The sequence below is a fragment of the Vibrio sp. 10N.261.54.A5 genome, assembly GCF_041471145.1.
GTDB classification, from domain to species: Bacteria; Pseudomonadota; Gammaproteobacteria; order Enterobacterales; family Vibrionaceae; genus Vibrio; species Vibrio crassostreae_C.
Window position 1 is genome coordinate 77,017 of the sequence record NZ_JBFRNU010000045.1, and the last position, 26,108, is coordinate 103,124.

The window sequence follows — 26,108 nt, forward strand, 5'->3', positions numbered from 1 at the left end:
CTAGCTTTCAACTGTATCATGGGCGGGTTGAGCCCTAAATCGCTTTTACGCTGCTTCGCTCTACAAGAGTCGGTTCTAGTTCAACGACTTGCGGGTAGGCGTCTGGCGTTTGTAGTCGGCTTAACAGGGTATCGACCGCCGCTTTACCTAAACGGTGCTTTGGCTGGTGGATTGTGGTTAAAGCGGGTGTCATGTACTTAGATAAGTGGATGTCATCGTAGCCAATGATAGACAGGTCATTTGGAATCAATGTGCCATCTTGAGCTGCCGCATGAATCACGCCCATCGCCATCATATCGTTACTTACGAACAAAGCAGACGGCATTTCGCCACGAGTTTTTAATGTTTGGTAAGAGTCAAAACCACCGTCACATTCAAAGTTGGATTCAACAATCCACTTAGGGTTGATCTCTAAATTGGCTTCTTCCATTGCTTGCTTGAAGCCTTGATAACGAGACGAAGCTTGATTGCGGTGCAGTGGGCCAGTGATACAACCAATTTGAGAATGACCGTTATCTATCAAGTGCTTAGTTGCCATGTAGCCACCTTGGTGCGAGTTGTCTTGGATCTTATCGCTCGCAAACAACATAGGGCCCCAATCCATGACTACAACAGGCAGTTCTGGGTAGCGCTCGAATACATCGATATGTTCGCCTTCAAGGGTAGAACACATTAGCATCAGGCCATCGACTCGCTTTTGCAGCAAGGTATCGATAGAGGATTTCATGCGTTCGCTATCGCCTTCGGTGTTACACAAGATAAGGTTGTAGCCTTTTTCGTAGCAACGACGTTCCACACCTTTTACCACTTCGCCAAAGAATGGGTTGGTGGATGTGGTCACTAGCATTCCCAAGGTTTTGGTTTGCTTCATTTTCAAGCTGCGAGCCAATGCAGAAGGCGCATAGTTGAGTTCTTTAGCCGCACTGTTAACACGCTCAGCAATCTCTTCACTGACAAAGCGTGATTTGTTGATCACGTGGCTCACGGTAGAAGTCGAAACCTTTGCGAGCCGTGCGATGTCTTTCATTGTTGCCATAAAAAATCCTTGTGGGAATAACCTTCCACGTTGGGCGATATTCTGCCTGAAAACAGGGGCTTATTCTTGTTATTTGTTGTTACCGAATTTGAAGGCTAACATCCGTTAACCACGGTTTAGCTCAGAAGTTAGGCCTTCAAATAGGTATCAAACTAAGCAGACAGTTGCTCTGCCAAAAACGCATCGGTTTCAGCACGGCTTGGAATCGACGTTTGAGCACCAAAGCGTGTCACAGAGATAGCAGCTGCAGCATGAGCAAATTTAATCGCACGCTCAAGTGGCATATCTTCAAGCAAGCCTGTCACCAACGCGCCGTTAAAGGTGTCACCTGCGGCAGTTGTATCTGTTGCTTCAACACGGAAACCTGCGATTAATTCACCTTCGCTGGCTTCATTGCCTTGACCGCGATGACTCACCCACACGCCTTTCGCGCCTAGCGTGATCATTACCGTTTCTATGCCTTTAGCATGCAGAGCCAACGCAGCCTGATGAGCAGACGCGTTGTCCGTCACGGTAATGCCTGTCAGCACGTCTGCTTCAGTTTCGTTCGGTGTAATCACGTCAACACAAGCAAGCAGTGAATCCGATAATGGACGAGCAGGAGCCGGGTTTAGAATGACTTGCGTGCCACTCTCTTTTGCTACTTTCGCAGCGTACTCAATACCTTCAATTGGCGTTTCAAGTTGAGTTAGCAGGTATTTGGCTCCGCGAATCTTCTCTAGATGTGGTTCGATTTGGTCGCAAGTCAGCTTGTCATTAGCTTCTGCAGAAAGACAGATGCTGTTTTCACCCGTTGCGGATACTTGGATCATCGCGATGCCAGTTGGCGTGTTGTCTGCCACGATAACACCGTCGATGTTGATGCCGTCTTTAGCGAAGTCTTGACGAATGTTGATGCCGAATGGGTCGTCACCGACACAGGCGATGAAGCCGATATCTGCGTTTAATCGCGCAGCAGCGACTGCTTGGTTTGCGCCTTTACCGCCAGGGATGACCTGATAGTTACCGCCAATCAAGGTTTCACCCGGACGAGGGAACGAAGGAACTTGCAGTACGTGGTCAGCGTTAACGCTACCTAAAACAATCAGTTGAGTCATGATACGAGCCTTATGATATATCGTATTTGAAAATGCATGGGTCTTTCTCATGGTGTTAAGTGCGCTCTCTTTTGTGAGCGGAATGAGAAACAGCGATGCACTGTCGGGGTTTGCTTTTGTTTGAGTCAGCGAGCCAATCAAAGCAGGGAGATAGGGAACTCCCTGCTTTATATCGCGTTACCTAGTAACGATTACTTAGCGATGATTTTTAGAGGTACTGGTACGTACTCGTCTACTGTTTCGCCTTTCAGTACTTTGTCTGCCATTTCGATACCTAGAGAACCGATTAGGTCAGGTTGTTGTGCAACTGTAGCGCCTAGTAGGCCGCGGTTAACAGCAGCGATGCCGTCGTCTGTGCCATCAAAGCCAACGATCATCACTTCTTTACCTGACGCTTGAACTGCGCGAAGTGCACCTAGTGCCATTTCATCGTTTTGAGCAAATACTGCTTGTACATCTGGGTTAGCAGCAAGCAAGTTTTCCATTACGTTCAGACCTTTAGTACGGTCGAAATCAGCAGGTTGGCTTGCAAGAAGCTCAAGGTCGCTGCCGTTTACTGCATTCATGAAGCCTTCACCACGTTCACGAGCTGCAGAAGTACCAGCAATACCTTCAAGTTGGATTACTTTCGCTTTTTCGCCTACTTTTTCCATGATGAAGTGACCTGCCATTTCACCACCGATTACGTTATCAGAAGCGATGTGGCTTACTACGTCACCACGGCTTGCACCACGGTCTAGTGTTAGTACTGGGATGTTTGAACGGTTAGCCATGCGAATTGCGTTAGACACGGCGTCTGAATCTGTTGGGTTGATCAGGATTGCCTTAACACCACGAATGGTTAGATCTTCAATGTTCGACAGCTCTTTGCTTGGGTCGTTTTGAGAATCCAGAACGATAAGCTTGTAGCCTAGCTCTTCAGCTTTCGCTTCTGCGCCATCTTTCATGGTTACAAAGAATGGGTTGTTCAATGTAGACAGAACGATTGCCATTGTATCTTGCGCCTGTGCAGACACAGATACTGTTGTAGAAAGAAGAGCAGCAGAAATAAGAGTCGCTAATTTTTTCATGGTGTAAGTCCTTTGTGTAGGGGGAGCTAAGAGGTGAGTCCTAGCTCATAGTTACATTATTTATAGATTTTAATATTTTAAGGTAAAACAAACTGTTACTTTTATTAAACTAGAGTGTTACTTGTATTAACCTAGAGTGTGAATAGGTTTTATTTGTTTTTGTTGTCGACCAATACTGCCAGAAGAATAACCACTGCTTTTGCAATCATCTGGTAGTAAGAAGATACGTCTAGTAGGTTTAGGGCGTTGTTTAGGAAGCCGATAATCAGAGCACCAATCAATGTGCCCATGATACGGCCACGACCGCCAGCTAAGCTTGTCCCGCCAAGAACTACGGCTGCGATAGCGTCTAGCTCATAACCCATACCTGCGGTAGGTTGAGCTGAGGACAAACGAGATGCCACGATGATGCCTGCCACTGCTGCTAGCAGACCACAGATTGCGTAAACGCCGATTTTTACTTTGTCTACGTCGATGCCTGATAGGCGAGTTGCTGATTCGTTGCCACCCAGTGCGTAAACGTAGCGACCAAAGCGTGTGTGGTTAAGTAGGTACCATACTGCTGCGAATACCACGACCATGATCCATACTGGAACCGGTACTCCCATTGCGTAGCCAGTACCGAACCAAGCGAATGCGTCTGCTGTGTCTGTGAAGCCTGTTGAAATAGGACGACCATCTGTGTAAACCATGGTTACGCCGCGAAGTAGTGTCATGGTGACAAGCGTTGCGATGAAGGCTTGAACCTTACCCTTAGCGATAATCACACCACTAATCGCACCTAATGCTGCACCTGCTACAAGAGCGGTTGGTACTGCGATCATCACAGGGATTTCCATGCCAATCATGCTGGCTGCGAACGCACCACAAAGCGCCAGTACAGAACCAACACTCAAGTCGATACCCGCGGTTAAGATAACCAGCGTCATACCTACAGCGATAATTGCGTTAACCGAGGTTTGGCGCAGAATGTTTAGGATGTTGTCGACAGTAAAGAAGTTCGGGTTTAAGAAAGAAACGACAACAATCAGGAAGAGCAAAGCAATCAATGACTTTTGATCAATCAGCCACTCTTTGCTGATTAACGGTTTTTTCTTTGGAGCTTCAGTTGTTTTGCTCATGGTTTTAGTACTCATGCTGCGTCCTCGTTGATCTTTTTACCGACCGCACACGCCAGTAATAATTCTTGGTTTGCTTCTTTAGCATCAAATTCACCGCTTACACGGCCTTCATGCATCACCATGATGCGGTCACTCATTCCTAACACTTCTGGCATTTCAGATGAGACTAAAATGATGCTCATGCCGTCGGCTTTAAATTTATTAATGAGTTGGTAAATCTCTTTCTTAGCACCGACATCGACACCGCGCGTTGGCTCGTCGAGAATCAGTACTTTTGGTTTGGTCATCAAGCCCTTAGCGATAGCCACTTTCTGTTGGTTACCACCAGAAAGGTTGCCAATAATCTGTTCGCGCGTCGGGGTTTTGATGTTGAATAGCTTGATGAAGTCATCTACTGCAATCACTTCGTCTTTATGTTGGATTTGACCGCTCTTTGTTAGTAGGTCAAGTGAACATAACGACATGTTTTCTTTAACAGAAAGCCCTAGAACTAAGCCATCGCCTTTACGGTCTTCAGAGATGTAAGCAATGCCATTCGCCAAGCCATCTTTCGGGCTTACAGGGTTGATGGTTTTGTTTTCTAGGTTGATGACGCCGCGTTCACTTGGAAGGGCACCGTAAATCACTTTCATCAGTTCGGTACGACCTGCACCCATTAGGCCAGATACACCAAGGATCTCGCCGCGCTTTAGAGTAAAGCTCACGTCATGAACACCAGAACCAGTCAGGCCAATCACTTCAAGGCAGGTTTCACCGTGGCTCTGTCCGATACGTGGATATTGCTCGTCCAGTTTACGGCCAACCATCATCTCGATTAGGCCATCTTCGTCGGTGTCTTTTACTTCACATTGTCCAATGAACTTACCGTCACGAAGCACGGTGATGTCATCACAAATCTCAAAGATCTCTTTCAAACGGTGAGAGATGTAAACAATGCCACAGCCTTCATCACGTAGTTCGTTAATTACTTTAAATAGAGACTCAGTTTCGGTATCGGTTAGTGCATCCGTTGGCTCATCCATGATGATGACCTTAGATTCAAACGATAGGGCTTTCGCTATCTCTACCATTTGCTGCTCACCAAGGCTTAGCTGACCTAAAGGAGTTTTTGAACTGTGTTTTACGTTAAGGCGTTTAAGTAGCTTGTCCGCTTCTTGGTACATTTCGTTCCACAAGATACGTCCCATGGTGCCTGTGATTTCACGGCCTAAGAAGATGTTCTCGGCGATGGTTAGCTCAGGAATTAGGTTCAACTCTTGGTGAATGATGCTAATGCCGGCTTGTTGTGAATCACGTGGTCCTTTAAATGCTGCGGGTTTACCTTGGTATGCGATAGCACCGCCGTCCAAGTGGTAGATGCCTGTCAGCACTTTCATAAGCGTTGATTTACCCGCACCGTTTTCACCCATTAACGCCATTACGCGTCCTGGATAAACGTTGAGGCTTGCCTTATCCAGTGCTTTCACACCAGGGAAGGCTTTCTCAATTGAGCTAAGTTCTAAAATGGCTTGAGTCATGTCGGTTCCTTTACTCGGGGCCAGTTGTATTTGATTGTTCTGTCTATGTATTGTTTTGGTTCAGTGATGTCACTGAGCTGTCGTTGCGTTTTGCTTGAGCTAAAAGGTTACGCCAGCTTGGAAAATAACATTTGCGTATGGTGTGCACTCACCGGTGCGAATTACCGCGCGGCTTTCATGCGTACGCTGTTTGAATTCTTCATGAGTGATGTAAGTAATAGAAAGCGATTTGCCACAACGCGCTTCTTCTGTCTTGATTAAATCAATCAGCGCAGCGTGGTGCTCTGGGCTTACTTTCGCAAACTCTTCTGCAATCACAACACCTTCGATTTGAGATTCATCCAGCATGGTTTTTACCGTTTGCTGAAAGCTTGGGACACCGTGAGTTAAAGCAAGATCAATACGAGTTACGTGGTCTGGAATTGGTAAGCCCGCGTCACAAATCGTGATTTCATCTGTGTGGCCAAGAGTCGCCACTAGGTAAGAGAGTTCAGAGTTTATTAGAGTACTTTTTTTCATATCACGACCTATCGAAAAATAACGCTTGATGGGTTGAGAACAACTCAAGAAAAGCCATCGAAACGTTTCGATAGTGATAATAGTGTCTGATTTATCATTTGCACGTTTGATTGTTTTAGAGTGTGATAATGATCATCGAAACGTTTCGATGGGGCGTTTTTTGGTGATCTTAGTCACCGCCATTGATTGCATAAATCCTTTTACGTGGGTTCAATCGATAGCGCATATCCGAACTTACTAATGGTAATGATCTGGACGTTGGATGCTCTTAATCTAATCGCGCGAACACATTGCGTAGGTTATAGACTACGTTTGCAAGAACATGTGGTGACGAGAGTTGTCCGTCCCAACACACATCAACAATATGCTCTCTTGAAATCGGTCTTCCCACATTTTCCAATAACAAGCAGAGCACTGCTAATAGGCGAGGGCGCAAAGTGATTTTGTTTCCTTGCTGGTTACAAATTTAACCGCATTGTTTCGGTTGAAGCTCAATACACAGATTTTGGTGATATCGCCCTGAAAACGAAATCTGGTAATAAGGTTTTCACTTGGACACCTCAAATCTTTTCGGTAACGGCGAACCTCGGTTACACGTTTGATAATGGCATTCGTCCATTTGGCACTATCGGTCTGTCGACTATTGATCTAGACATGAAGCTTGCTGATGGCTCTCGCCCTTCAGGAGATGGTTTTGATGATTCGGGAGATGGCATCCGTATGGGTGTTGGTGTTGGATATACGCCACCTACAATGTCTTCGTTGAGCTTTCGCTTAGCGTACGAAGCCGATGCTTTTGATATCGAAGATTACGAAAACGGACACAAGACAGAAGATACTGTTGTTCTGGGTTCTTTCTACTTAGGCGCAATGTACACATTCTAAGTTTCATACTTTGCTAAACGGTAAATCGGTTTCTAAATGGGGCGTCGGTTGGCTCAACCCGTTTAGCTAAAGTGGAAGGCCGCAGTTTTTGACTGCAGCTTTTTTATGTTTAACTCTAGGCTTCACGAATATGAGCGGTAACAGACACGATGGCATGGTCCGTACTGAATTGGTCGTGTTCAAAGCTTGGATTGGTGAGGTGATGGTCTAACACTGTGTAGCTAGAGATCTCCATCAAACTAGACGAGTTCTGACAATCAAACTCGTTCGACATCAAAATGTAGTCCAGTACAGACCCAGATGCGCCGTAGTAATGGGTTGGCTTACGCTGTTCAAGCAAATCTTCTTCATGCAGTTGATGGTAAAGATCCCAGCTGTCTTTTAATCGAAAGTGGGATAGCCAATGCTTGCTGTTTTCGTCTCGGTTGATTGAGTAACTCAACAGCCCTTTAACCTCATCATTAAATAGAGGCTTATTAAAATCACCCATCAACACAACAGGTTGATCGGTCTGGTAACGTTGATGGGTGATGTATTGATGCAGCATCTGAGCTTCTAGACCACGTTGGACACTCGATAGCCAAGAGCCAAGTTGTTCTTGGTGGAAGCGAGTGAGCGTGTCACTTTGTGGTTTTGCACCTTGCTGAGTGTTGTCCGCATCGACAGATTCTGCTTTTGGCTCTGTCGGACGTTGTGATTTGAAGTGCACCACATAACAGTCGGTTGAACCTAAATGGGGTAACGTAATCGTCGCGTGAACAGGCGTTCTGTTGAATGAGAATTTGTCGTCAAGGTTGAATGCTTTCAGTAACTTCGAATCTGGCGTAACAGGCTGCACGTTTTCAATCGGGTAACGGGAAGCGATCCCAACGACTGGTGAGGTGTATAGGTAATCATCTTCAACGTTGGCGCTATCGACCACTGCAAAGTATGGATAACCTAGCTCGTTCATCAATAGCTCTAAAGATTGCGGGCTAAATATCTCTTGGAAGCCAATCACATCGCAATCTAATGAGCGAATCGCTTCAGCCATCCAATGTTGCTTCTTCTGCCATTCTTCGAAGCTGTAGATGTTCTCAAAATCATAATAAGCATTCGGTGGCTCGAGATAGTTCAGAAGGTTGAACGTTGCGAATGTTATTTGGTTTGGTTTGTTCAAAGTGTCATTCCATTTAGACCTAGGCTGCAAGGATACTCCAGTAAAAGTATAGTTTGTTGATTATTTAGAGCCTAAATTTCACTTTAGAAGCCAACCAAAGGAATCTTAGCCGTTGAGGCTTGTGTCATTCAGGCTAGAGCAATCTTAGTGCTTCTGCCTTCCCCCGTGCTTTCCAACGCCACCAAGCTAATCAACTCAATCAAAGGAACCAAAGCAATCAAAGCTCACTGCATCCAATAACTTCGAGTGGTGACGAGTAATTTGTAAATAAACCGTCAGAGATAGAGTGCTGATGGTTTTATTAGTTATTACATGATGTTAGATTTGAACCTATACTTGATTTAACGGCATGCATTCAAAGCCGATAAATCAACTTGAATATAGAATTCATGACATTTGAAGGGAGAGTCAAATGGGAACAGTTTTTCGACGCAAAGCCTCGCAACGCACTCAGTTTTTCAGGTTTAATTTGAAGTCATGTGCAATCATGTTGCCGCTTATTGCTTTACAACCCTCCGTTACTTACGCTTCTGAAACCCAATCAACTCCTGCTGTCACCGTTATTGAAACCACACAACTGGTTGGTTTTGGTGAAGCAAAATATCCAGCCGATTTCACTCACTTCGATTACGTTAATCCTGATGCGCCAAAGCAGGGCAAAGTGACCTATGGCAGCATAGGTACGTACGATAGCTTTAATCGATTCGGTTCCCGCGGCGTTGCTGCAAGTTATACCGGAGAGATTTACGATACCTTGATGTTTTCTCCGAGTGACGAGATTGATGCGTACTATCCATTGATCGCTTCAAAGGTTCGCTACTCCAGTGATTTCACTTGGATGGAAATCGACATCAACCCAAATGCTAAATTCCAAGATGGCGAGCCTATCACTGCGCATGATGTTGCCTTTACTTTTGACAAGTTCTCAACCGAGGGCGTGCCTCAGTATCGTGTGTATTACAAAGAGATTAAGTCAGTAAAAGCGGTCTCTGATTTGGTTGTTCGTATTGAAATGAACAGTCCAAACCGCGAAAAACTGTTTAGCTTCGCGCAAAGCACTCGTGTATTGCCGAAACATTTCTGGAAAGACAGAAAGCTGTCTGAGCCTCTAAGTGAGCCACCAGTCGGTAGTGGTCCTTATAAGATCATCAGCTACAAATCAGGCCAAAGTGTTACCTATGGTCTAGATGAAAACTACTGGGCAGCAGACCTACCAGTTAACGTTGGTCGTAATAACTTCAAGCAAGTGCAATACGATTACTACCGTGACGACACGGTAATGTTGGAAGCCTTTAAAGCTGGGGAGTTCGATCTTCGAACCGAGAACTCGGCTAAGTTCTGGGCCAACTCTTATACGGGCGCGAACTTCGATAAAGGCTACATCATTAAAGAAGAGATTAACCACGAGAAGCCTGAAACGACTCAAGGTTTCGTCTTTAATATCCAATCTCCTGTGTTCTCTGATCCTAAAGTGCGTGAAGCGTTAACCTACGCGATGGACTTTGAGTGGATGAACAAGAACATGTTCTATGGTCAGTACAAGCGTACTCGTAGCTACTTCCAAAATACCGACTACGAAGCGAAAGGCTTACCAAGCGAAGCTGAAGTCGAGTTGTTGTCTCAATACAAAGATCAGATTCCACCGCGAGTTTTCACCGAAGAATTCCAACCACCCGTCACCGATGGTAGCGGTCGTATTCGTAGCCAAATGCGTACCGCTTTCAAATTGTTGAAAGAAGCGGGTTGGGTGCTGAAAGACAAAGTCATGACCAACGAAAAGACTGGCAAGCCGATGTCATTTGAGTTGTTGATTTACAGCCCAACCACGGAACGTATCGCAACGCCGGTTCAAAAGAACCTTAAGCGCATGGGTATTGAGATGAAGATCCGTACCATCGATACCACTCAATACATCAAGCGCTTGCGTGATCGTGATTTCGACATGGTTTCGTCGTCATTTTCCGCAAACCCTTATCCTAGCCCGAACTTAATGATCGTTTGGAACTCTAACTACATTGATTCTACTTACAATACTGCAGGTGTTATCGATCCAGTGGTTGACGCGTTAACAGAAGAAATTGCGCGTAACCAACAGCACCCTGAAAAGCTTCTTACACTAGGTCGTTCACTAGACCGAGTATTGCAGTGGAATTTCTACAACATCCCGCAATGGCACGTTGGCGAGTATCGCGTAGCAATGTGGGACAAGTTTGAGCGTCCAGATGTATTGCCTAAATACGATTTAGGTATCGATACATGGTGGATTTCAGAAGAGAAGTCGGCTTTGCTTCCTGAAAAACGTCGCTAGGAGTTAGTTAGCATGGCCGCGTATATATTTCGACGTTTATTGTTGGTGATCCCCACGCTGTGGGCGATCATCACCATCAACTTTTTCATCATCCAGATAGCGCCTGGAGGCCCGGTAGAGCAAGCTGTTGCTCAATTAGAAGGGCATAACTCTGGCATTATGGAGCGTTTTTCTGGTGGTGGACAAGAAGTTGATTTAAGTGAAAGTGATCAAGCGTCTGCCAGTGGCTATAAAGGCTCACGCGGGCTTGATCCTGAAGTGGTTGAAGAGATCAAAAAGCAGTTTGGGTTTGATAAACCGATTCACGTTCGCTACTTCGATATGTTGAAAAACTACGCGACCTTTAACTTTGGTGAAAGCCTGTTTAAGGGTGGTAACGTGATTGATTTAATCATCGAGCGTTTACCTGTCTCCATTTCCTTAGGGTTGTGGAGTACGTTAATCATCTATGTGATTTCGATACCCTTAGGCATTATGAAGGCGATACATCACGGCTCTCGTTTTGATATTTGGTCGAGCGCGGTGGTGATTGTCGGCTACGCGGTGCCGGGCTTCTTGTTTGCGATTATTCTGATTATCTTGTTTGCAAGCGGTAACTACTTCAGTTGGTTCCCATTGCGAGGGCTTGTGTCGAGTAACTTCGACCAGCTCAACTGGTATCAGCAAATTGGCGACTACTTCTGGCACTTGGCGTTGCCCATTTTCGCCATGGTTATCGGTGGATTCGCCACGCTCAGCATGCTGACCAAAAATTCCTTCCTTGATGAAATCAATAAGCAATATGTAGTGACTGCGAGAGCGAAAGGCTTGGACGAGAGCAGTATTCTTTATAAGCACGTTTTCCGTAACGCCATGCTGATCATTATTGCGGGTTTCCCAAGCGCATTTATTAGTATTTTCTTCACGGGTTCTATGTTGATTGAAGTGATGTTTTCACTCGAAGGAATTGGTCTGCTTGGCTTTGAATCAACCATTCAACGTGACTATCCCGTGGTGTTCAGCTCTCTCTATATCATGACCTTGCTTGGCTTGGTGCTGAGCATTATCTCCGACCTGACGTATACCTGGGTTGATCCTCGAATTGATTTTGAAGCGCGTTAATGGCGAACGAATAACAAGGTATTGATAATAAATGTTTAACAACCCTTTAGCTGAAGCTCGTTGGTTACGTTTTAAAGCAAACAAGCGTGGTTTTATCTCCCTTTGGATATTTACCATCTTGTTTGGCTTGAGCCTGTTCGCTGAGATCATTGCCAATGATAAACCACTCTTGGTTTCTTATGATAATCAATGGTTTGTGCCTGTTATCAATGAATATGCCGAGACGGAGTTTGGTGGTGAGTTTGAAACCGAGGCCGACTACAAAGACCCGTATGTTATCGAGCTCATTGAAGACAACGGTTACATCGTGTGGCCAATCATTCCGTTTAGCTACGACACAATAAACTTCGATATTTCAGGTGCGGTGCCATCGGAGCCCGATTCGGTGAACTGGTTAGGGACTGATGATAAGGGGCGAGATGTATTAGCTCGTATCATTTATGGCTTCCGTATTTCCGTTCTATTTGGTTTTATTCTGACCATTGTATCGAGCGTGATTGGTGTCGTGGTTGGCGCAACACAAGGCTACTACGGTGGCTGGGTTGATCTATTCGGACAACGCTTCATTGAAGTCTGGTCTGGTATGCCGACCCTGTTCTTGCTGATTATTTTGTCGAGTTTTATTGAGCCGAATTTCTGGTGGTTGCTCGGGATTATGGTGCTGTTTAGTTGGATGAGTTTAGTCGGCATCGTGCGAGCGGAATTTTTACGCTGCCGAAACTTCGATTATGTGCGAGCCGCGCAAGCCATGGGTGTTGATGACAAACGTATTATGCTTCGTCACATGTTACCTAACGCGATGGTTGCATCGTTAACCATGATGCCGTTTATTCTTTCAGGCTCGGTGACCACACTGACTTCGTTAGACTTCTTGGGCTTTGGTCTTCCTGCGGGTTCGCCTTCGTTAGGCGAGTTGTTGGCGCAAGGTAAAGCTAACTTACAAGCGCCTTGGCTTGGCATTTCTGCCTTCGTCGTGCTTTCACTGATGCTTACGTTACTGGTCTTCGTTGGTGAAGCGGTGCGTGATGCTTTCGACCCGCATCAACAGAAGTAAGGATAGGTTATGACTTCAAATACAACGCCTGCTTCTCCGGTTTTGACCATAGATAAACTGTCTGTCGGTTTCGGGCGAAAAAACTCGATAGAGCAAGTGACACAAGATGTCTCTTTAGAAATATACAAAGGTGAGACATTAGCGCTGGTGGGTGAGAGTGGTTCCGGAAAATCGGTCACGGCTAACTCGATTTTAAAGCTGTTACCAAAAGGCTCGTCTCATTACTTAAACGGTAAGATCAATTTCTCTGGCACCGATATTCTGAGTTGTTCTGAAAGACAGCTACGTGGGATTCGTGGTGGTCGTATTGGAATGATCTTCCAAGAGCCTATGGTTTCCCTAAATCCGCTTCATCGAATTGGAAAACAGCTTGTTGAAACCTTAGCAATTCATCGTGGTATGCGAACCAACAAAGCACAAGCCTTGGCGATAGAGTGGCTTTCAAAGGTTGGCATTCGCTATCCTGAGCAAAAGATTTCAGCCTATCCGCACGAGCTATCTGGTGGAGAACGCCAGCGCGTGATGATCGCGATGGCACTGATCAATGAACCAGAGCTGCTTATTGCTGATGAGCCGACAACGGCTTTGGATGTATCGGTGCAAGCGCAGATCCTCGACCTTCTAAAAGACCTGCAACAAGAGCTGGGTATGGCAATGCTTTTCATTACTCATGACTTGAGTATCGTTCGTAAGATTGCCGACAGAGTAGCAGTAATGAAAGATGGTCGCTTGGTTGAAAGTAACGACTGTCATACCCTGTTTAACGCGCCTGCTCACCCTTACACTCAAAAACTTATTAACTCTGATCCGAAAGGTTTGCCCGTTCCTGTGTCACCCGAAAGCAAACCGCTACTCGATGTAAATCAACTTCGTGTTTGGTTCCCGATCACGGGCGGTTTATTCAAGCGCACCATTTCTCATGTTAAAGCTGTGACCGACATGGAGTTCACTTTGAAGAAAGGGCACTCAATCGGTTTGGTTGGCGAAAGTGGTTCTGGTAAATCGACGACCGGTATGGCGATACTTAAGCTGGTGGATAGTGAAGGGTCAATTACCTACTCGAGTGAACAACTTCAAGGTTTAGACCGAAAACAAATGCTTCCGTTTAGAAGCCGCATGCAAGTGGTCTTCCAAGACCCGTTTTCTGCGCTAAACCCGAGAATGTCGGTCGCGCAAGTGATTGGCGAAGGCTTGTTAGTGCATCAACAATTGGATGAGCACGAACTCGACCAACGCATCTGTGACGTAATGAAAGAGGTTGACCTCGATCCTGAAACGCGTCACCGTTACCCAAATGAGTTTTCTGGCGGTCAAAGGCAGCGTATTGCGATTGCTCGTGCTTTGATTTTAAAGCCAGAGTTTATCCTGCTCGATGAACCAACATCGTCATTGGACAGAACCGTTCAAGCTCAAGTATTGGATTTGCTGAAGTCACTTCAAGAAAAGTATGGCCTGACCTATTTGTTTATCAGTCATGATCTGAATGTCGTGAAATCCTTGTGTCATTACACCATCGTCATGAAAGCTGGCGAGGTAATAGAGAAGGGCGACACTGAGACTTTGTTTGGTAATCCGCAGCATGAATATACTAAGCAGTTGGTGAGTCTTTCGAATGTTGGTGGTGTTTTATAACGCAGAGGGTTTGTTTAAAACAAATGGGCTCTGGTTGAATTCAACATGGTCATTTCGTTGTTTTAAGATTACACTGCGCCCAATATTTCAGAAGTACATATTTAGGTAGAGGTCACCATGGACCAAGAACATTACGAAGACGCTGATTACGAAGGCCAAGAGCTGGGCGAAGAAGGCGAAGAGATTGAAATTGAAGCAATTGGTATTGATGTTTCGTCACAGCCAATCGAGCTCTACAAAGTGTTTAAAATTGCTAACCTAGTGAGTGGTGGCGGTGAAGCTAAGCACATCATCTCTGAAGGCTACGTAGCGGTAAATGGTGAGCTAGAAACCCGTAAGCGTCGTAAAATGTACGATGGCGACTTCTTTGAATTCAACCAAGAATACTATGTAGTGGTGTGTGATCAGCCAGTACAAGAAGAATCAGAAAAGCCGAAAAAGAAAGAAACGCCTAAAAAAGAGAACAAGGCGAAGAAAGGTCAGTCTAAAAAGGATTCTAAGAAGAAGGAATCTAAGAAAAGCAAAGCAGAAATGCTAAGCGCAAAGGCTGAACCAAAGAAAGAGAAAAAAGAGAAGAAACCGAGAAAGAAAGCGGATACGCCAAAGCCAACACGTGATGACAAAAGCGGCCGTAATTCGATTGAGTTCTTTTAAACTACAGTTCTAAACGACTGCTCTAAACTGCTTTTCTAAAACGAATCTTTTAAAACTATTCGTTTGAACATCAAGCAACGTTAGACCTAGGTTTTACGTTACGCAGATATCAAAAGGCTCACTAGTTAGTGAGCCTTTTTTGTATTTGTTTGCTAGCACAGTTAACGGCCAATAACGCTTATTCTCAGTGTCTTGTGTGAGAAGAAGTTAGCTCTGATGCACGTAACTGAGCAACGGCTTTCGCTAGTTCTAGCTGAGCTTGTGCAAAGTTAATGTCTATGTTGCCCTTGTTGATGTTCTCTAGAGCGGCATATTTCGCTTCTTCTGCGCGAGCGCGGTCAATGTCTTTACCATGCAAGGCCGTGTCGGCTAATAACGTAACCACATCCGGCTGAACTTCCAGCATCCCACCAGAGACATACAGCACTTGGCCTTCTGATTTAGGGTCTGTAACAAACACGGTTACGCCCGGTTTGATCTTACTGAGAAGCGGGGAGTGACCGGGGCGGATCCCCAGTTCACCGTCAGCGCCAGAAACGGCTAGGGCATACGCTGGACCTGAAAACAGCGTACCTTCCGCACTTACAATATTAAGTTGAAATGTATTATCTGTAATTCCGATAGCCATGGTGCACCTGCCTGTTAGAGTGATTTTGCTTTGTTAAGCACTTCGTCGATAGAGCCACAGTACAAGAACGCTTGCTCTGGGATATCGTCATATTCTCCGCTCAATAGACCTTTAAAGCCTCTTAGTGTTTCGCTTAGCGGTACAAAGACACCTTTCTGACCGGTAAACACTTCGGCTACGTGGTAAGGCTGCGTTAAGAAACGTTCAATCTTACGAGCGCGAGATACGGTCTGTTTGTCTTCAGTAGACAGCTCATCCATACCAAGAATCGCGATGATGTCTTTTAGCTCTTTGTAGCGTTGCAGCGTTGTTTGTACTTTTTGTGCAATGTCGTAGTGCTCTTGGCCTACGATCAGCGGATCTAACTGACGTGACGTTGAATCTAACGGGTCAATCGCAGGGTATAGACCCAGTGCCGCGATGTTACGAGACAGTACAACGGTCGCATCTAAGTGAGCAAAGGTTGTTGCTGGCGATGGGTCAGTCAAGTCATCCGCAGGTACGTATACTGCTTGGATAGAGGTGATAGAGCCTTGTTTTGTTGACGTGATACGCTCTTGAAGTACGCCCATCTCTTCAGCCAGTGTTGGTTGGTAACCTACTGCTGAAGGCATACGACCTAGCAGAGCTGATACTTCTGTTCCCGCAAGCGTGTAACGGTAAATGTTATCAATGAACAACAGTACGTCACGACCTTCATCACGGAAGCGCTCAGCCATAGTTAGGCCTGTAAGTGCTACACGTAGACGGTTTCCCGGTGGCTCGTTCATTTGACCGTAAACCATGGCTACTTTGTCTAGTACACCTGCTTCTTTCATCTCGTAGTAGAAGTCGTTACCTTCACGAGTACGCTCACCTACACCGGTAAACACAGAAAGACCTGAGTGGGCTTTGGCGATGTTGTTGATAAGCTCCATCATGTTGACGGTTTTACCTACACCAGCACCACCGAACAGACCAATTTTACCACCCTTAGCGAATGGACAGATAAGGTCGATAACCTTAACGCCTGTTTCTAGAAGCTCAGTGCTGTTTGCTTGTTCTTCATAAGAAGGGGCTTCACGGTGAATCTCGTAGTTTTCTTTCTGACCGATTTCACCACACTCATCGATAGGTTGACCAAGCACGTTCATGATACGGCCTAGCGTTTCTTCGCCGACAGGAACCGTGATTGGAGAGCCTGTGTTTTCAACCGTTAGGCCACGACGTAAGCCATCTGACGTACCCATTGCAATACAACGAACGATATTGCTACCCAGTTGTTGTTGTACTTCCAATACTAACGAGCTTGCTTCGTCGCTAGTCACTTTCAATGCATCATAAACGCGTGGGCTGTTGCCGCCGCTGAACTCGACGTCAACCACCGCGCCGATTACTTTAACTATTTTTCCAACACTCATTCTTAAATCCTCAAATTCTGTTCTTGACCCAGTCTTTTCTAGCCCTAGACAGCTTGGGCACCTGAGACTATTTCACTCAGCTCTTGGGTAATGGCAGCCTGACGCGCCTTGTTGTAGACCAACTGCAAGTCATCAATGAGTTGGCCTGCGTTATCAGTCGCCGCTTTCATAGCGACCATTCGGGCTGCTTGCTCACAGGCAATGCTCTCAACAATGCCTTGATACACTTGCGATTCGATGTATCGATGTAACAGTTCTGAGAGTATGTCTTTGGGTGCTTGCTCATAGATGTAGTCCCAACGACGCGCTTTTTTAGGCTCACCACCTTCCTCAGAATCCGAAGGGTGGGGGAGCAACTGCAAGGTCGTTGGCGCTTGAACCATGGTGTTGACGAACTGGTTGTAAACGAGATACAAGCTATCGATTTTACCTTCGTCGTAATGCCCGAGCATCGCATTCACCGTACCTAAGATGTCTTCTAACTTAGGTGTATCGCCAAGACCTGACGTTTGTGCAATAACGTTGCCGCCGCGTTGGAAGAACGAGATAGCCTTAGATCCCACTAAGGTTGTTTCTACCTCGACTCCCTTGGTGCGCCATTGCTCCATTTCTTCTAACACTTTCTTGAACAAGTTTGAGTTCAAGCCACCACACAAGCCGCGATCGGACGAGATAATGATGTAAGCGACACGCTTAGGTTCACGCTGTTGCAGGTAAGGGTGCTGGTACTCCAGGGAACCCGATGCAACATGAGAGATAACTTTTCGCATGTTCTCGGCGTAGGGGCGAGTTAGCGTCATGTTGTCTTGAACCTTGCGCATCTTACTTGCTGCAACCATTTCCATTGCGCTAGTGATTTTCTGAGTGTTACTAACACTGGCTATCTTGGTGCGAATTTCTTTAGTACTTGCCATAATCTGCTCCTATTTGTTTTGATTTCCAGCTAACAAACCGGAGCACTTACCAAGCTTTCATCCCAACAAAACCTTCTAGGATCTCTTTAAGAGCACCGTCGATTTCGTCATTGTAATCGCCTGTCGCGTTGATTTTTTCGAACAACGCAGGGTTCTGACCTTTGGCATAAGCAATCAGCTCTTCTTCAAAACGGGCAATGTTGTTTAGCTCAACACCGACCAAGTAGCCTTTCTCTGCTGCGTAGATAACCGTTGCTTGCTCAGCGACTGACATTGGAGAGTATTGTTTTTGCTTCATTAATTCGGTAACACGCTCACCATGGTCTAGCTGTTTGCGCGTCATCTCATCTAAGTCAGAAGAGAACTGAGCAAAGGCCGCCAGCTCGCGATATTGAGCTAATGAAGTACGGATACCACCAGACAGTTTCTTGATGATCTTGCATTGCGCCGCACCACCCACACGAGATACCGAGATACCTGGGTCTACTGCAGGACGTAAGCCTGAGTTAAACAATTGGGTTTGAAGGAAAACCTGACCATCGGTGATTGAGATTACGTTGGTTGGTACAAACGCTGATACGTCACCCGCTTGAGTTTCAATGATCGGAAGCGCCGTTAATGAGCCAGTTTGACCTTTCACTTCACCGTTAGTGAACTTCTCTACATACTCTGCATTCACTCGTGCTGCACGTTCTAGAAGGCGTGAGTGAAGGTAAAATACGTCGCCAGGGAAGGCTTCACGACCCGGTGGGCGTTTCAATAGCAACGAGATTTGACGGTAAGCAACGGCTTGTTTTGATAGGTCATCATAGATGATCAATGCATCTTCACCGCGGTCACGGAAGTATTCACCCATGGTGCAACCCGCATAAGGGGCTAGGTATTGAAGCGCTGCAGACTCTGATGCTGATGCCACGACTACGATGGTGTTTTTTAGCGCATCGTGGTCTTCGAGTTTACGAACCACGTTAGCGATAGTGGAGGCTTTTTGGCCAATCGCCACATACACACATTTGATGCCAGAATCTTTCTGATTGATGATCGCATCGATAGCTAACGCTGTTTTACCCGTCTGACGGTCACCGATGATAAGTTCACGTTGACCACGACCGATTGGCACCATGGTATCAACCGCTTTATAGCCAGTTTGAATTGGCTGATCAACAGACTTACGTTCGATTACACCGGGTGCAATCACTTCTACAGGGTCGAGTCGGTCACAACTTACTGGGCCTTTGCCATCGATTGGCTCGCCTAATGTGTTCACAACACGGCCAAGAAGACCGTTACCGACGGGGACTTCCAAGATACGACCTGTACCTTTCACTTTCATACCTTCAGATAGGTCTGTGTAGGGGCCCATAACCACCGCACCTACTGAGTGCGTATCGAGGTTAAGTGCGAGTGCGTATTTGCCACCTGGTAGCTCAATCATCTCGCCTTGCATAACATCAGCAAGGCCATTGATTGTGATGATGCCATCACGAACCGATACGATAGTGCCTTCATTGCGAGCCTCGGTGCTCACATTAAATTTCGAGATGCGTTCTTTGATTAGATCGCTGATTTCATTTGAATTTAATTGCATAATTGTTACCTATCTCGCGTGAAGTTGATGAGCCAATCGGTCAATTGATGTGTTTAAAGAACCATCGATAACGGTTTCACCCGCCTTGATGACCATTCCACCTACTAACGTGTCATCAATAACCTGCTTCATTTCAACCTGACGCTCTAATTTCTTCTCAAGTGCAGCTGTTAGTGACGTAACTTGATCTTGTGTCAGCATTTCTGAACTGGTGACAGTGACAGGCACTACACGTTCATGTTCGTCCTTTAGCTCGCAGTACAATTCAAACAGGTCTCTTACAACAGAAAGGCGGCCGTTCTCGGCCAAGACTCGAATAAGATTAATGACGTGGTCATCAACGAGTCCTTGGCAAATATGAATGATGAGGTTTGCCAGCTCTTCTGTTTGGTGTGTAGAAGCACCTTCTGCTGAAGAAATCTGACTAGCGATCGTTTCTTCTTCCGCGACAGCCACAAGAATGGACAGCATTGAGTGCCACTCTTGTAACTGGTTTTCACCTAAAGCAAATTCAAACGATGCTTTGGCGTAGGGATGAGCAATATTGGTGTAATCTGACATATTGCCTCTCCTTAGAGTTCGCTAATCATTTGGTCAACTAGCGCTCGGTTCGTTGCGGAATCTAGGTTTTTGCTAATCAGTTTCTGTGCACTTTGAATTACTGCGTCTGCCATATCTGCCTGAAGTTCACGGCGTATCTTTTGGCGTTCGCCTTCTAGCTCAGCTCTACCTTGTTCTAAGATGCGTGCCTTTTCTTGCTCGGCTTCTTGTTGCGCTAAGCTGATGATTTCATTGCGGCGTTTTCGGCCCTGTTCAACCAGTTCAGTAACATCTTTTCTTGCATCTTCGATGAGTTGCGCGCCATTTGATTTTGCTAGTTCTAGCTCTTTCGCAGCGTTCTCTGAGTGGCGTAAACCATCAGCGATTTCTTTTTGGCGCTCGTCTAACATCGCGGTGAGAGGGGGCCATACATATTTCATGCAGAGCCAAACAAAAATCACGAATGAGATTGCTTGTCCAAACATGCTTGCATTTAAGTTCATACCTTCCTCACTAAATCTTGATTATTTACAAATCGATCTTTCAAAGCGGTTTGATTAAGCCACGGCGAAGATGATGTATAGACCGATACCAACACCGATCATCGGTACTGCATCCACAAGACCCATCATGATGAAGAATTGAGTACGAAGCATTGGAGTAAGGTCTGGTTGACGCGCAACACCTTCAAGGTATTTACCTGCTAAGTTACCAATACCAGATGCTGCACCTGCTGCACCTAAACCGATCAGTAATGCACCTGCTACATATAAAACTGCGCTTACGATATCCATTTGTATCTCCGATAAATAATGTGTTAGTTAAATTTTTTAGTTATTAATTAGTGGTGTTCTTCTGTTGCCATACCTAAATAAACAACGGTCAGTACCATAAATATAAATGCTTGCAAGAATACGATTAATATGTGGAATAGTGCCCAAGGAACACTCAGTGCCCATTGCATCCACCATGGCATTAATGCGATCAGAATAAATATCATCTCACCTGCATACATGTTTCCAAATAATCGTAAGCCTAGTGATATAGGTTTTGAAATTAATGTTATTAATTCAAGAACTAAGTTAACAGGGTATAAAAGAGGGTTATCAAATGGCTGCGTAGTAAGCTCTTTGATAAAGCCTTTCAATCCTTTATTTTTAAATGTATAAGTCAACAGTAAGATAAATACACCGAGTGCCATCGACATTGGAATATTTACGTCCGCCGTTGGTAGATCTCTAAAGTGTTCTAGACCCATTGCACGACTTAATGCTGGTATGAAATCTATTGGTAATAAATCGACCGCGTTCATTAACAACACCCAAACAAAAGTGGTTAATGCCAGTGGCCCTATTAATTTATCCTCCGCTTGAAAAATCTCTTTTACTAGGTTGTTTACAAAATCAAATATCAGTTCGATAAAACATTGAAATCGACCTGGAACACCGCTAGTGCCCTTAGTCACTACGTATCGAAAAGCTCCAATAAACAGTAAACCCGTAATCCAAGATACCAACATCGAGTCGATATTGAACGCCCAGAAACCATCACCTGTAGTTAAGAAGGTTAAGTGATGCTCTATGTATTCGTGAGCGGTAGTTACTTGATCCATACTACACGTACTCCGATCTTGTAGAGGCAGTAATAAATGGTGTTAAGAAGTACCCAACCATAGTGAGAATATATGCGTACAATATTACTGGGTTATCCAATTTGAAAAACTGGAACGCCAAGATAAACATTAAGAACGTATAAGTTATTTTCACGACACGACTCATTTGCATTAAGTCACGTAAACTATAATTAGGATTCTTGCGCACCTTTAGGCTTGCATATATAAAACCAAACAGCGGAGGTAGCATCGCAATTCCGATACCCAAAGCCGACGATTCCATATCTACTTTATTACCAAAAAACACTTCATATAAAACTACACCGACGGCTAATACTACTTGGCAGAGAACAACTCTTTTAGCAGCAACAAGAATGTCACCACTTATCCCATTAAGCCTCATAATAAAACCTTATATTTAACAGTGTAAGCTCATATAAAACACAGTTTGAATATGTCTTGCTACTCGCATTTACTTGTTAATAAAACTTTGCTTGTTAACAAAGAGATAATCTTGCTGGTTTTATATCTCCTGACGAAATAGAACGATATAAACTAGTTCGCTCTCGTTTCGACAAAATATAAACTACGCCTAAAATTATGTGATCAAAACGACAAATATTGATATCAATAATTCCATTTTTGAAATGAATGTTTTTCATTTATGAAAGTAATAGTTCTATCACTTTATTCATGAATATTTAAGATGCTTTATCCTTGTGAAAAAGAGGGTCTTTTTAGAAGGGAGTAGCGAGCTAAATTTTCAACTTATGATCTTATCAATTAAGACTATTCAAACACTTAGGTTCATTTACAAGCTGAGTTGTGAAGTGTGATTTTGGTAGGGTTAAGCTTGTTTGAGGCAATGATGGAAGATCTGGTTTTTCTGGTAAATTAAACGTACGTCGCTCCTTATCAATAAGCGAATATTTTTTATATTGTCGTCAGCTTGTCACTAATTGCGTGCGCGAGAGTGAAAATTCAGCGCCTAAATGTTGATGATATAGGAGTGAAATGGGGGACTGGGTGTGCGAGAAGCATGGTGCGGAGAAGAAACACCGAGTTTTGAGGAAGTAAATGGCAGCAGAGCGCTGCCTAATTTACTTAATCTAGGCTCTCTTATGACTCTTCATAACTGAGGTATTGAATACATAAGTCATGGAAAGCCTGTGCTTGTGGCGAGATCGTACGATCAGACAGTCTGAAAATGCCGATTTGTCGTTGCAAGGGTGGGTCAATTAGCGGAATCCACACCAAGCGGGTTTCATTGGTTGGGAAAGCCAGCTTAGGTAGCGTGGTCACGCCTATCCCGAGCTCTAACACCGAAAAAAGCGAGGTAATGTTCTCGACAGAGTACAGGGCTTGTTCGCTGAGCATGCGCGCAGGTGTTGGGTCCAGTAGGGTGCAAGTCCCGTTACGAATGAAGGGCTGCTTTAACAAGGTTTGCCATTCGATTCCTTCCCGTTGAGAGGCGATAGGGTTATCTTTGAGGCACACCACACCGATAGGATCAGAAAGCAAAGGCGTGAAGTCGATGCTCTCTTCTTCTAAATGGGAGCTATTACCGAGGGCAACATCCACCTCGCCAGAGAGTAATCTTGCTTCTACCCCTGCCGCATTATCATCAATCAAACTCACTTCTACATTCGGGTACTGCTCACAAAATGCCCCTAAAACACTAGGGATGAGTTTTGCGGCCACCGAAGGCACGCTCGCTATTCGAACTCTTCCTTGTTGTCCTGCTGCCGCTGCGCGTAAGTCATTGTCTAATGCTTTGTAAACGTTCAGAAATTGAATGATCTTGGGCAAACATATTTCTCCAAAAGGCGTCAGTGTCGATTTGTTGCCTGTTTCAAACAGAGGTTGGCCGAGTATTTTTTCCAACTCTTTTATCGAAGTCGAAAGTGCCGCTTGCGATCGATTTGCACGGTGAGATGCCGCTCTAAATCCACCTTCTTCGACCACCAAAACGAAATGTTTTAACTGTTGTAGCTTAATACTCATGACTCCGATCCTTCTCTAGCCCTTGCTATACCTTACTTTTTGCAAGGTGATAGATTTTATTTATCAAATGCACAAAATTTACCGTTAGATTTATCAGGCGTCAAGGTGCAGTATTTAACCATCTTGAAACATAGTTGTTACAAAGTTGGATGAAATCGTGAACGCACAAACTAAAAAACACCCAGTAAAAACCTCTCTTTTTGCTTCAAAAGCACCACTAGAGTGGGCAATCGTTAATAACGGCACTCTATACACTGCGCAGATTCCAATCGATGAAACGGGCGCAGTAGTAGAAGGCGGTATTGAAGCGCAAACGCGTCAGACTTTTAACAACCTTGTTCATACCTTGGAGTGTGCAGGCGAATCGATGGATTCTGTGCTGCAGGTTCTGATTTACGTGACTGACCGTGAATACCTGAAAACGGTAAACAGCGTATACGGAGAATACTTCAACGCACCTTATCCAAATCGTGCAGCAGTCGTTGTTGCAGGGCTAGCTAGAGAAGAGATGTTGGTTGAGTTCGTGGTTTATGCATCGGCGTCTCAACCTGAATAAATGGACTGTGAACTGAGGCAATTTGCCAATCAAAGCTGTTTGTCTACGCAGATCTTTACTGATACAAGCGAATAGTTTTACGTTTAGATACAAAATTAATACTTATTCTCTATATAAATTAACAATTTATTAATTAATCCGATGGTTGCCAGACTCAACCGCAACCTAACGTTACAAGGACAGAATGATGACTCACTTACAGAATGTTCAAGCAGAAAACGCACTTTACATTGGCGGCGAATGGCAAGCGGGTGTAAGCACCGTAGCGAACATTAACCCATCAGATATTTCTGAAAATATTGGCAACTTTGCACAAGCAAGTGCTGAACAAGTTCAACAAGCGATTTCAGCGGCGAAACACGCTCAACCAGAGTGGGAAAAAACGCCGATTGAACGCAAGCAAGCGGTGCTTCAAGCGATTGGTGATGAGCTGATTGCCCGTTGTGATGAGCTGGGCACTTTGCTATCTCGTGAAGAAGGTAAGCCTTTTGCTGAAGGTCGCGGTGAGATTTACCGTGCAGGTCAGTTCTTCCAATACTTTGCGGCTGAAGTGCTTCGCCAAATTGGTGACAACGCAGATTCTGTACGCCCGGGTGTTTCTGTTGAAGTGACTCGCGAAGCGGTGGGCGTTATCGGCATTATCTCTCCTTGGAACTTCCCGACAGCAACAGCAGCTTGGAAAATTGCTCCAGCATTGGCTTTCGGTAACAGCGTTATTTGGAAACCAGCAAACCTAACACCAGCAAGTGCGGTCGCGCTTACAGAGATCATCCACCGCCAAGGTATCCCTGCAGGTACGTTTAACCTTGTACTGGGTAGCGGTTCAACAGTAGGTGATGCACTGATCAACTCTAAAGAAGTGAACGGTGTGAGCTTTACCGGTTCTGTTGATACGGGTCGTAAAGTGGCAGCGGCTACAGCGCCAAACTTCGTTCGATGCCAACTAGAAATGGGCAGTAAGAACGCACTTGTTATTGCTGACGATGCTGATATCCAAACTGCGGTTGATGCAACGATTGCAGGTTCTTTCTCTGGCGCAGGCCAAAAATGTACCGCGTCTTCTCGCCTTGTGGTTATGGATAGCATTCACGACCAATACGTTGAAGCACTGATTAAACGTATGAGCGAGCTGAAAGTGGGTCACGCACTGGAAGAGGGGGTGTTCATGGGCCCTGTCGTTGATGGCAACCAACTTGAAGCAAACCTAGGTTGGGTTGAGAAAGCACGTCAAAGCGGCGGTGAGCTGGCATTTGGTGGCGAACGCTTGAGTATGAAGCACGAAGGTTTCTACATGTCTCCAACGCTGTTCTTGAACACTAAGAACGATTGGGAAGTGAACCAAGAAGAAGTGTTCGCACCAATGGCAAGTGTGATTCGTGTCGCTGACCTAGAAGAAGCGATTGCGACAACCAACGACACTCGCTTCGGTCTAACAGGCGGCATCATTACTCAGAGCCTACGTACTAGCGCAATGTTCAAGCAACAAGCGCAGACCGGTTGTGTGATGGTCAACCTACCAACAGCAGGCACGGATTACCACGTACCGTTTGGTGGTCGTAAAGAGTCTAGCTTCGGTCCTCGTGAGCAAGGTCAATACGCGAAAGAGTTCTACACAGTGGTTAAGACGGCTTACCAACGTCCTTACTAATCCACTTTCTAAATAAGAATTGGATAGCTGAATTAACTTCCTAGCTATCCAGCTATCGAATTGGC

24 protein-coding genes and 2 pseudogenes are annotated in these 26,108 nt (G+C 45.2%); 8 read left to right on the forward strand and 18 right to left on the reverse strand.

The genetic code is table 11. The features are described 5' to 3' along the window. Positions 1-34 precede the first annotated feature (34 nt). The 7 genes and pseudogenes from AB4329_RS14130 to AB4329_RS14160 all read right to left on the reverse strand — a co-directional run bounded on the left by AB4329_RS14130 (position 35) and on the right by AB4329_RS14160 (position 6,826). Positions 35-1,036, reverse strand: coding sequence for a substrate-binding domain-containing protein (locus AB4329_RS14130; protein WP_372138586.1), 1,002 nt, complete (start codon positions 1,034-1,036; stop codon positions 35-37). Between the two features lie 152 nt (positions 1,037-1,188). After that, positions 1,189-2,133 carry a ribokinase gene (rbsK, locus tag AB4329_RS14135; protein WP_372138588.1) on the reverse strand — a complete coding sequence of 315 codons (945 nt, stop codon included), beginning with the start codon at positions 2,131-2,133 and terminating at the stop codon, positions 1,189-1,191. A 191-nt stretch (positions 2,134-2,324) separates the two neighbouring features. Then, positions 2,325-3,203, reverse strand: a complete 879-nt coding sequence (rbsB, locus tag AB4329_RS14140; RefSeq protein ID WP_017060856.1) for a ribose ABC transporter substrate-binding protein RbsB — start codon at positions 3,201-3,203, stop codon at positions 2,325-2,327. Positions 3,204-3,352: 149 nt separating this feature from the next. Continuing rightward, entirely contained in the window at positions 3,353-4,339 is a 987-nt protein-coding gene (gene rbsC, locus AB4329_RS14145) for a ribose ABC transporter permease (RefSeq protein ID WP_017060855.1), read from the reverse strand. Further along, a complete protein-coding gene (rbsA, locus tag AB4329_RS14150; protein ID WP_012600804.1) occupies positions 4,336-5,841 on the reverse strand; it encodes a ribose ABC transporter ATP-binding protein RbsA in 1,506 nt (501 codons plus the stop codon). Before rbsA ends, rbsC begins: the two co-directional genes overlap by 4 nt. Before the next feature lie 99 nt (positions 5,842-5,940). After that, positions 5,941-6,360 (reverse strand): D-ribose pyranase, encoded by a 420-nt coding sequence (gene rbsD, locus AB4329_RS14155; protein ID WP_017060853.1) that lies wholly within the window; start codon positions 6,358-6,360, stop codon positions 5,941-5,943. A 200-nt stretch (positions 6,361-6,560) separates the two neighbouring features. Further along, positions 6,561-6,826: pseudogene (locus tag AB4329_RS14160) on the reverse strand (transcriptional regulator). On the opposite strand from AB4329_RS14160, the pseudogene AB4329_RS14165 reads away from it, so the two are divergent. Then, a pseudogene (locus AB4329_RS14165) lies at positions 6,811-7,245 on the forward strand (outer membrane protein); the annotation flags it as partial. The pseudogenes AB4329_RS14160 and AB4329_RS14165 sit on opposite strands and share 16 nt — an antisense overlap. A 115-nt stretch (positions 7,246-7,360) precedes the next feature. Here the strand turns inward: AB4329_RS14165 and AB4329_RS14170 are convergent. After that, positions 7,361-8,404 (reverse strand): endonuclease/exonuclease/phosphatase family protein, encoded by a 1,044-nt coding sequence (locus AB4329_RS14170; protein ID WP_372051107.1) that lies wholly within the window; start codon positions 8,402-8,404, stop codon positions 7,361-7,363. A 412-nt stretch (positions 8,405-8,816) separates the two neighbouring features. Here AB4329_RS14170 and AB4329_RS14175 point away from each other — a divergent pair, with 412 nt between their 5' ends. From AB4329_RS14175 to AB4329_RS14195, 5 genes are all read left to right on the forward strand, one after another. Continuing rightward, positions 8,817-10,712 (forward strand): extracellular solute-binding protein, encoded by a 1,896-nt coding sequence (locus AB4329_RS14175; protein WP_372138589.1) that lies wholly within the window; start codon positions 8,817-8,819, stop codon positions 10,710-10,712. A 12-nt stretch (positions 10,713-10,724) separates the two neighbouring features. Further along, positions 10,725-11,813, forward strand: coding sequence for a microcin C ABC transporter permease YejB (locus AB4329_RS14180; RefSeq protein WP_004730359.1), 1,089 nt, complete (start codon positions 10,725-10,727; stop codon positions 11,811-11,813). Between the two features lie 31 nt (positions 11,814-11,844). After that, a complete protein-coding gene (locus AB4329_RS14185; RefSeq protein ID WP_017060847.1) occupies positions 11,845-12,867 on the forward strand; it encodes an ABC transporter permease in 1,023 nt (340 codons plus the stop codon). A 9-nt stretch (positions 12,868-12,876) separates the two neighbouring features. Continuing rightward, positions 12,877-14,499, forward strand: coding sequence for a microcin C ABC transporter ATP-binding protein YejF (yejF, locus tag AB4329_RS14190; RefSeq protein ID WP_102320979.1), 1,623 nt, complete (start codon positions 12,877-12,879; stop codon positions 14,497-14,499). Between the two features lie 117 nt (positions 14,500-14,616). Then, a complete protein-coding gene (locus AB4329_RS14195) occupies positions 14,617-15,153 on the forward strand; it encodes an RNA-binding S4 domain-containing protein (RefSeq protein ID WP_372138591.1) in 537 nt (178 codons plus the stop codon). A 184-nt stretch (positions 15,154-15,337) separates the two neighbouring features. Here AB4329_RS14195 and AB4329_RS14200 read toward each other — a convergent pair whose 3' ends face one another. The 10 genes from AB4329_RS14200 to AB4329_RS14245 form a co-directional block, all read right to left on the reverse strand. Next, positions 15,338-15,781: a F0F1 ATP synthase subunit epsilon gene (locus AB4329_RS14200; RefSeq protein ID WP_017060844.1), complete on the reverse strand. Its 444-nt coding sequence runs from the start codon at positions 15,779-15,781 to the stop codon at positions 15,338-15,340. A 14-nt stretch (positions 15,782-15,795) separates the two neighbouring features. Then, positions 15,796-17,181: a F0F1 ATP synthase subunit beta gene (atpD, locus tag AB4329_RS14205; RefSeq protein ID WP_017060843.1), complete on the reverse strand. Its 1,386-nt coding sequence runs from the start codon at positions 17,179-17,181 to the stop codon at positions 15,796-15,798. Between the two features lie 44 nt (positions 17,182-17,225). Beyond that, complete coding sequence (gene atpG / locus AB4329_RS14210; protein WP_017064727.1) at positions 17,226-18,095, reverse strand: F0F1 ATP synthase subunit gamma; 870 nt, start codon at positions 18,093-18,095, stop codon at positions 17,226-17,228. 46 nt (positions 18,096-18,141) lie between these two features. Then, positions 18,142-19,683, reverse strand: coding sequence for a F0F1 ATP synthase subunit alpha (gene atpA, locus AB4329_RS14215; protein WP_017060841.1), 1,542 nt, complete (start codon positions 19,681-19,683; stop codon positions 18,142-18,144). 9 nt (positions 19,684-19,692) lie between these two features. Continuing rightward, positions 19,693-20,244, reverse strand: a complete 552-nt coding sequence (locus AB4329_RS14220) for a F0F1 ATP synthase subunit delta (protein WP_017060840.1) — start codon at positions 20,242-20,244, stop codon at positions 19,693-19,695. 11 nt (positions 20,245-20,255) lie between these two features. Then, a complete protein-coding gene (locus tag AB4329_RS14225; RefSeq protein ID WP_017060839.1) occupies positions 20,256-20,726 on the reverse strand; it encodes a F0F1 ATP synthase subunit B in 471 nt (156 codons plus the stop codon). Positions 20,727-20,780: 54 nt separating this feature from the next. Beyond that, positions 20,781-21,017, reverse strand: coding sequence for a F0F1 ATP synthase subunit C (gene atpE, locus AB4329_RS14230; RefSeq protein ID WP_004730405.1), 237 nt, complete (start codon positions 21,015-21,017; stop codon positions 20,781-20,783). Between the two features lie 47 nt (positions 21,018-21,064). Then, complete coding sequence (gene atpB, locus AB4329_RS14235) at positions 21,065-21,835, reverse strand: F0F1 ATP synthase subunit A (protein WP_017060838.1); 771 nt, start codon at positions 21,833-21,835, stop codon at positions 21,065-21,067. 1 nt (position 21,836) lies between these two features. Then, entirely contained in the window at positions 21,837-22,238 is a 402-nt protein-coding gene (locus AB4329_RS14240) for a hypothetical protein (RefSeq protein ID WP_017060837.1), read from the reverse strand. A gap of 716 nt (positions 22,239-22,954) precedes the next feature. Next, positions 22,955-23,839, reverse strand: coding sequence for a LysR family transcriptional regulator (locus AB4329_RS14245; protein ID WP_017060836.1), 885 nt, complete (start codon positions 23,837-23,839; stop codon positions 22,955-22,957). 157 nt (positions 23,840-23,996) lie between these two features. Between AB4329_RS14245 and AB4329_RS14250 the strand changes: the two genes are divergently transcribed. Together AB4329_RS14250 and AB4329_RS14255 are read left to right on the forward strand one after the other, a co-directional pair. Further along, complete coding sequence (locus AB4329_RS14250) at positions 23,997-24,395, forward strand: RidA family protein (protein WP_017060835.1); 399 nt, start codon at positions 23,997-23,999, stop codon at positions 24,393-24,395. A gap of 187 nt (positions 24,396-24,582) precedes the next feature. After that, positions 24,583-26,043, forward strand: coding sequence for an aldehyde dehydrogenase family protein (locus AB4329_RS14255; protein ID WP_017060834.1), 1,461 nt, complete (start codon positions 24,583-24,585; stop codon positions 26,041-26,043). Positions 26,044-26,108: the final 65 nt, after the last annotated feature.

Bases quoted from the DNA above. Each gene is read 5' to 3' on its own strand.
- AB4329_RS14130 (WP_372138586.1), bottom strand. From the start codon at position 1,036: ATGGCAACAATGAAAGACATCGCACGGCTCGCAAAGGTTTCGACTTCT.
- rbsK (WP_372138588.1), bottom strand. From the start codon at position 2,133: ATGACTCAACTGATTGTTTTAGGTAGCGTTAACGCTGACCACGTACTG.
- rbsB (WP_017060856.1), bottom strand. From the start codon at position 3,203: ATGAAAAAATTAGCGACTCTTATTTCTGCTGCTCTTCTTTCTACAACA.
- rbsC (WP_017060855.1), bottom strand. From the start codon at position 4,339: ATGAGTACTAAAACCATGAGCAAAACAACTGAAGCTCCAAAGAAAAAA.
- rbsA (WP_012600804.1), bottom strand. From the start codon at position 5,841: ATGACTCAAGCCATTTTAGAACTTAGCTCAATTGAGAAAGCCTTCCCT.
- rbsD (WP_017060853.1), bottom strand. From the start codon at position 6,360: ATGAAAAAAAGTACTCTAATAAACTCTGAACTCTCTTACCTAGTGGCG.
- AB4329_RS14175 (WP_372138589.1), top strand. From the start codon at position 8,817: ATGGGAACAGTTTTTCGACGCAAAGCCTCGCAACGCACTCAGTTTTTC.
- AB4329_RS14180 (WP_004730359.1), top strand. From the start codon at position 10,725: ATGGCCGCGTATATATTTCGACGTTTATTGTTGGTGATCCCCACGCTG.
- AB4329_RS14185 (WP_017060847.1), top strand. From the start codon at position 11,845: ATGTTTAACAACCCTTTAGCTGAAGCTCGTTGGTTACGTTTTAAAGCA.
- yejF (WP_102320979.1), top strand. From the start codon at position 12,877: ATGACTTCAAATACAACGCCTGCTTCTCCGGTTTTGACCATAGATAAA.
- AB4329_RS14195 (WP_372138591.1), top strand. From the start codon at position 14,617: ATGGACCAAGAACATTACGAAGACGCTGATTACGAAGGCCAAGAGCTG.
- AB4329_RS14200 (WP_017060844.1), bottom strand. From the start codon at position 15,781: ATGGCTATCGGAATTACAGATAATACATTTCAACTTAATATTGTAAGT.
- atpD (WP_017060843.1), bottom strand. From the start codon at position 17,181: ATGAGTGTTGGAAAAATAGTTAAAGTAATCGGCGCGGTGGTTGACGTC.
- atpG (WP_017064727.1), bottom strand. From the start codon at position 18,095: ATGGCAAGTACTAAAGAAATTCGCACCAAGATAGCCAGTGTTAGTAAC.
- atpA (WP_017060841.1), bottom strand. From the start codon at position 19,683: ATGCAATTAAATTCAAATGAAATCAGCGATCTAATCAAAGAACGCATC.
- AB4329_RS14220 (WP_017060840.1), bottom strand. From the start codon at position 20,244: ATGTCAGATTACACCAATATTGCTCATCCCTACGCCAAAGCATCGTTT.
- AB4329_RS14225 (WP_017060839.1), bottom strand. From the start codon at position 20,726: ATGAACTTAAATGCAAGCATGTTTGGACAAGCAATCTCATTCGTGATT.
- atpE (WP_004730405.1), bottom strand. From the start codon at position 21,017: ATGGATATCGTAAGCGCAGTTTTATATGTAGCAGGTGCATTACTGATC.
- atpB (WP_017060838.1), bottom strand. From the start codon at position 21,835: ATGGATCAAGTAACTACCGCTCACGAATACATAGAGCATCACTTAACC.
- AB4329_RS14240 (WP_017060837.1), bottom strand. From the start codon at position 22,238: ATGAGGCTTAATGGGATAAGTGGTGACATTCTTGTTGCTGCTAAAAGA.
- AB4329_RS14245 (WP_017060836.1), bottom strand. From the start codon at position 23,839: ATGAGTATTAAGCTACAACAGTTAAAACATTTCGTTTTGGTGGTCGAA.
- AB4329_RS14255 (WP_017060834.1), top strand. From the start codon at position 24,583: ATGACTCACTTACAGAATGTTCAAGCAGAAAACGCACTTTACATTGGC.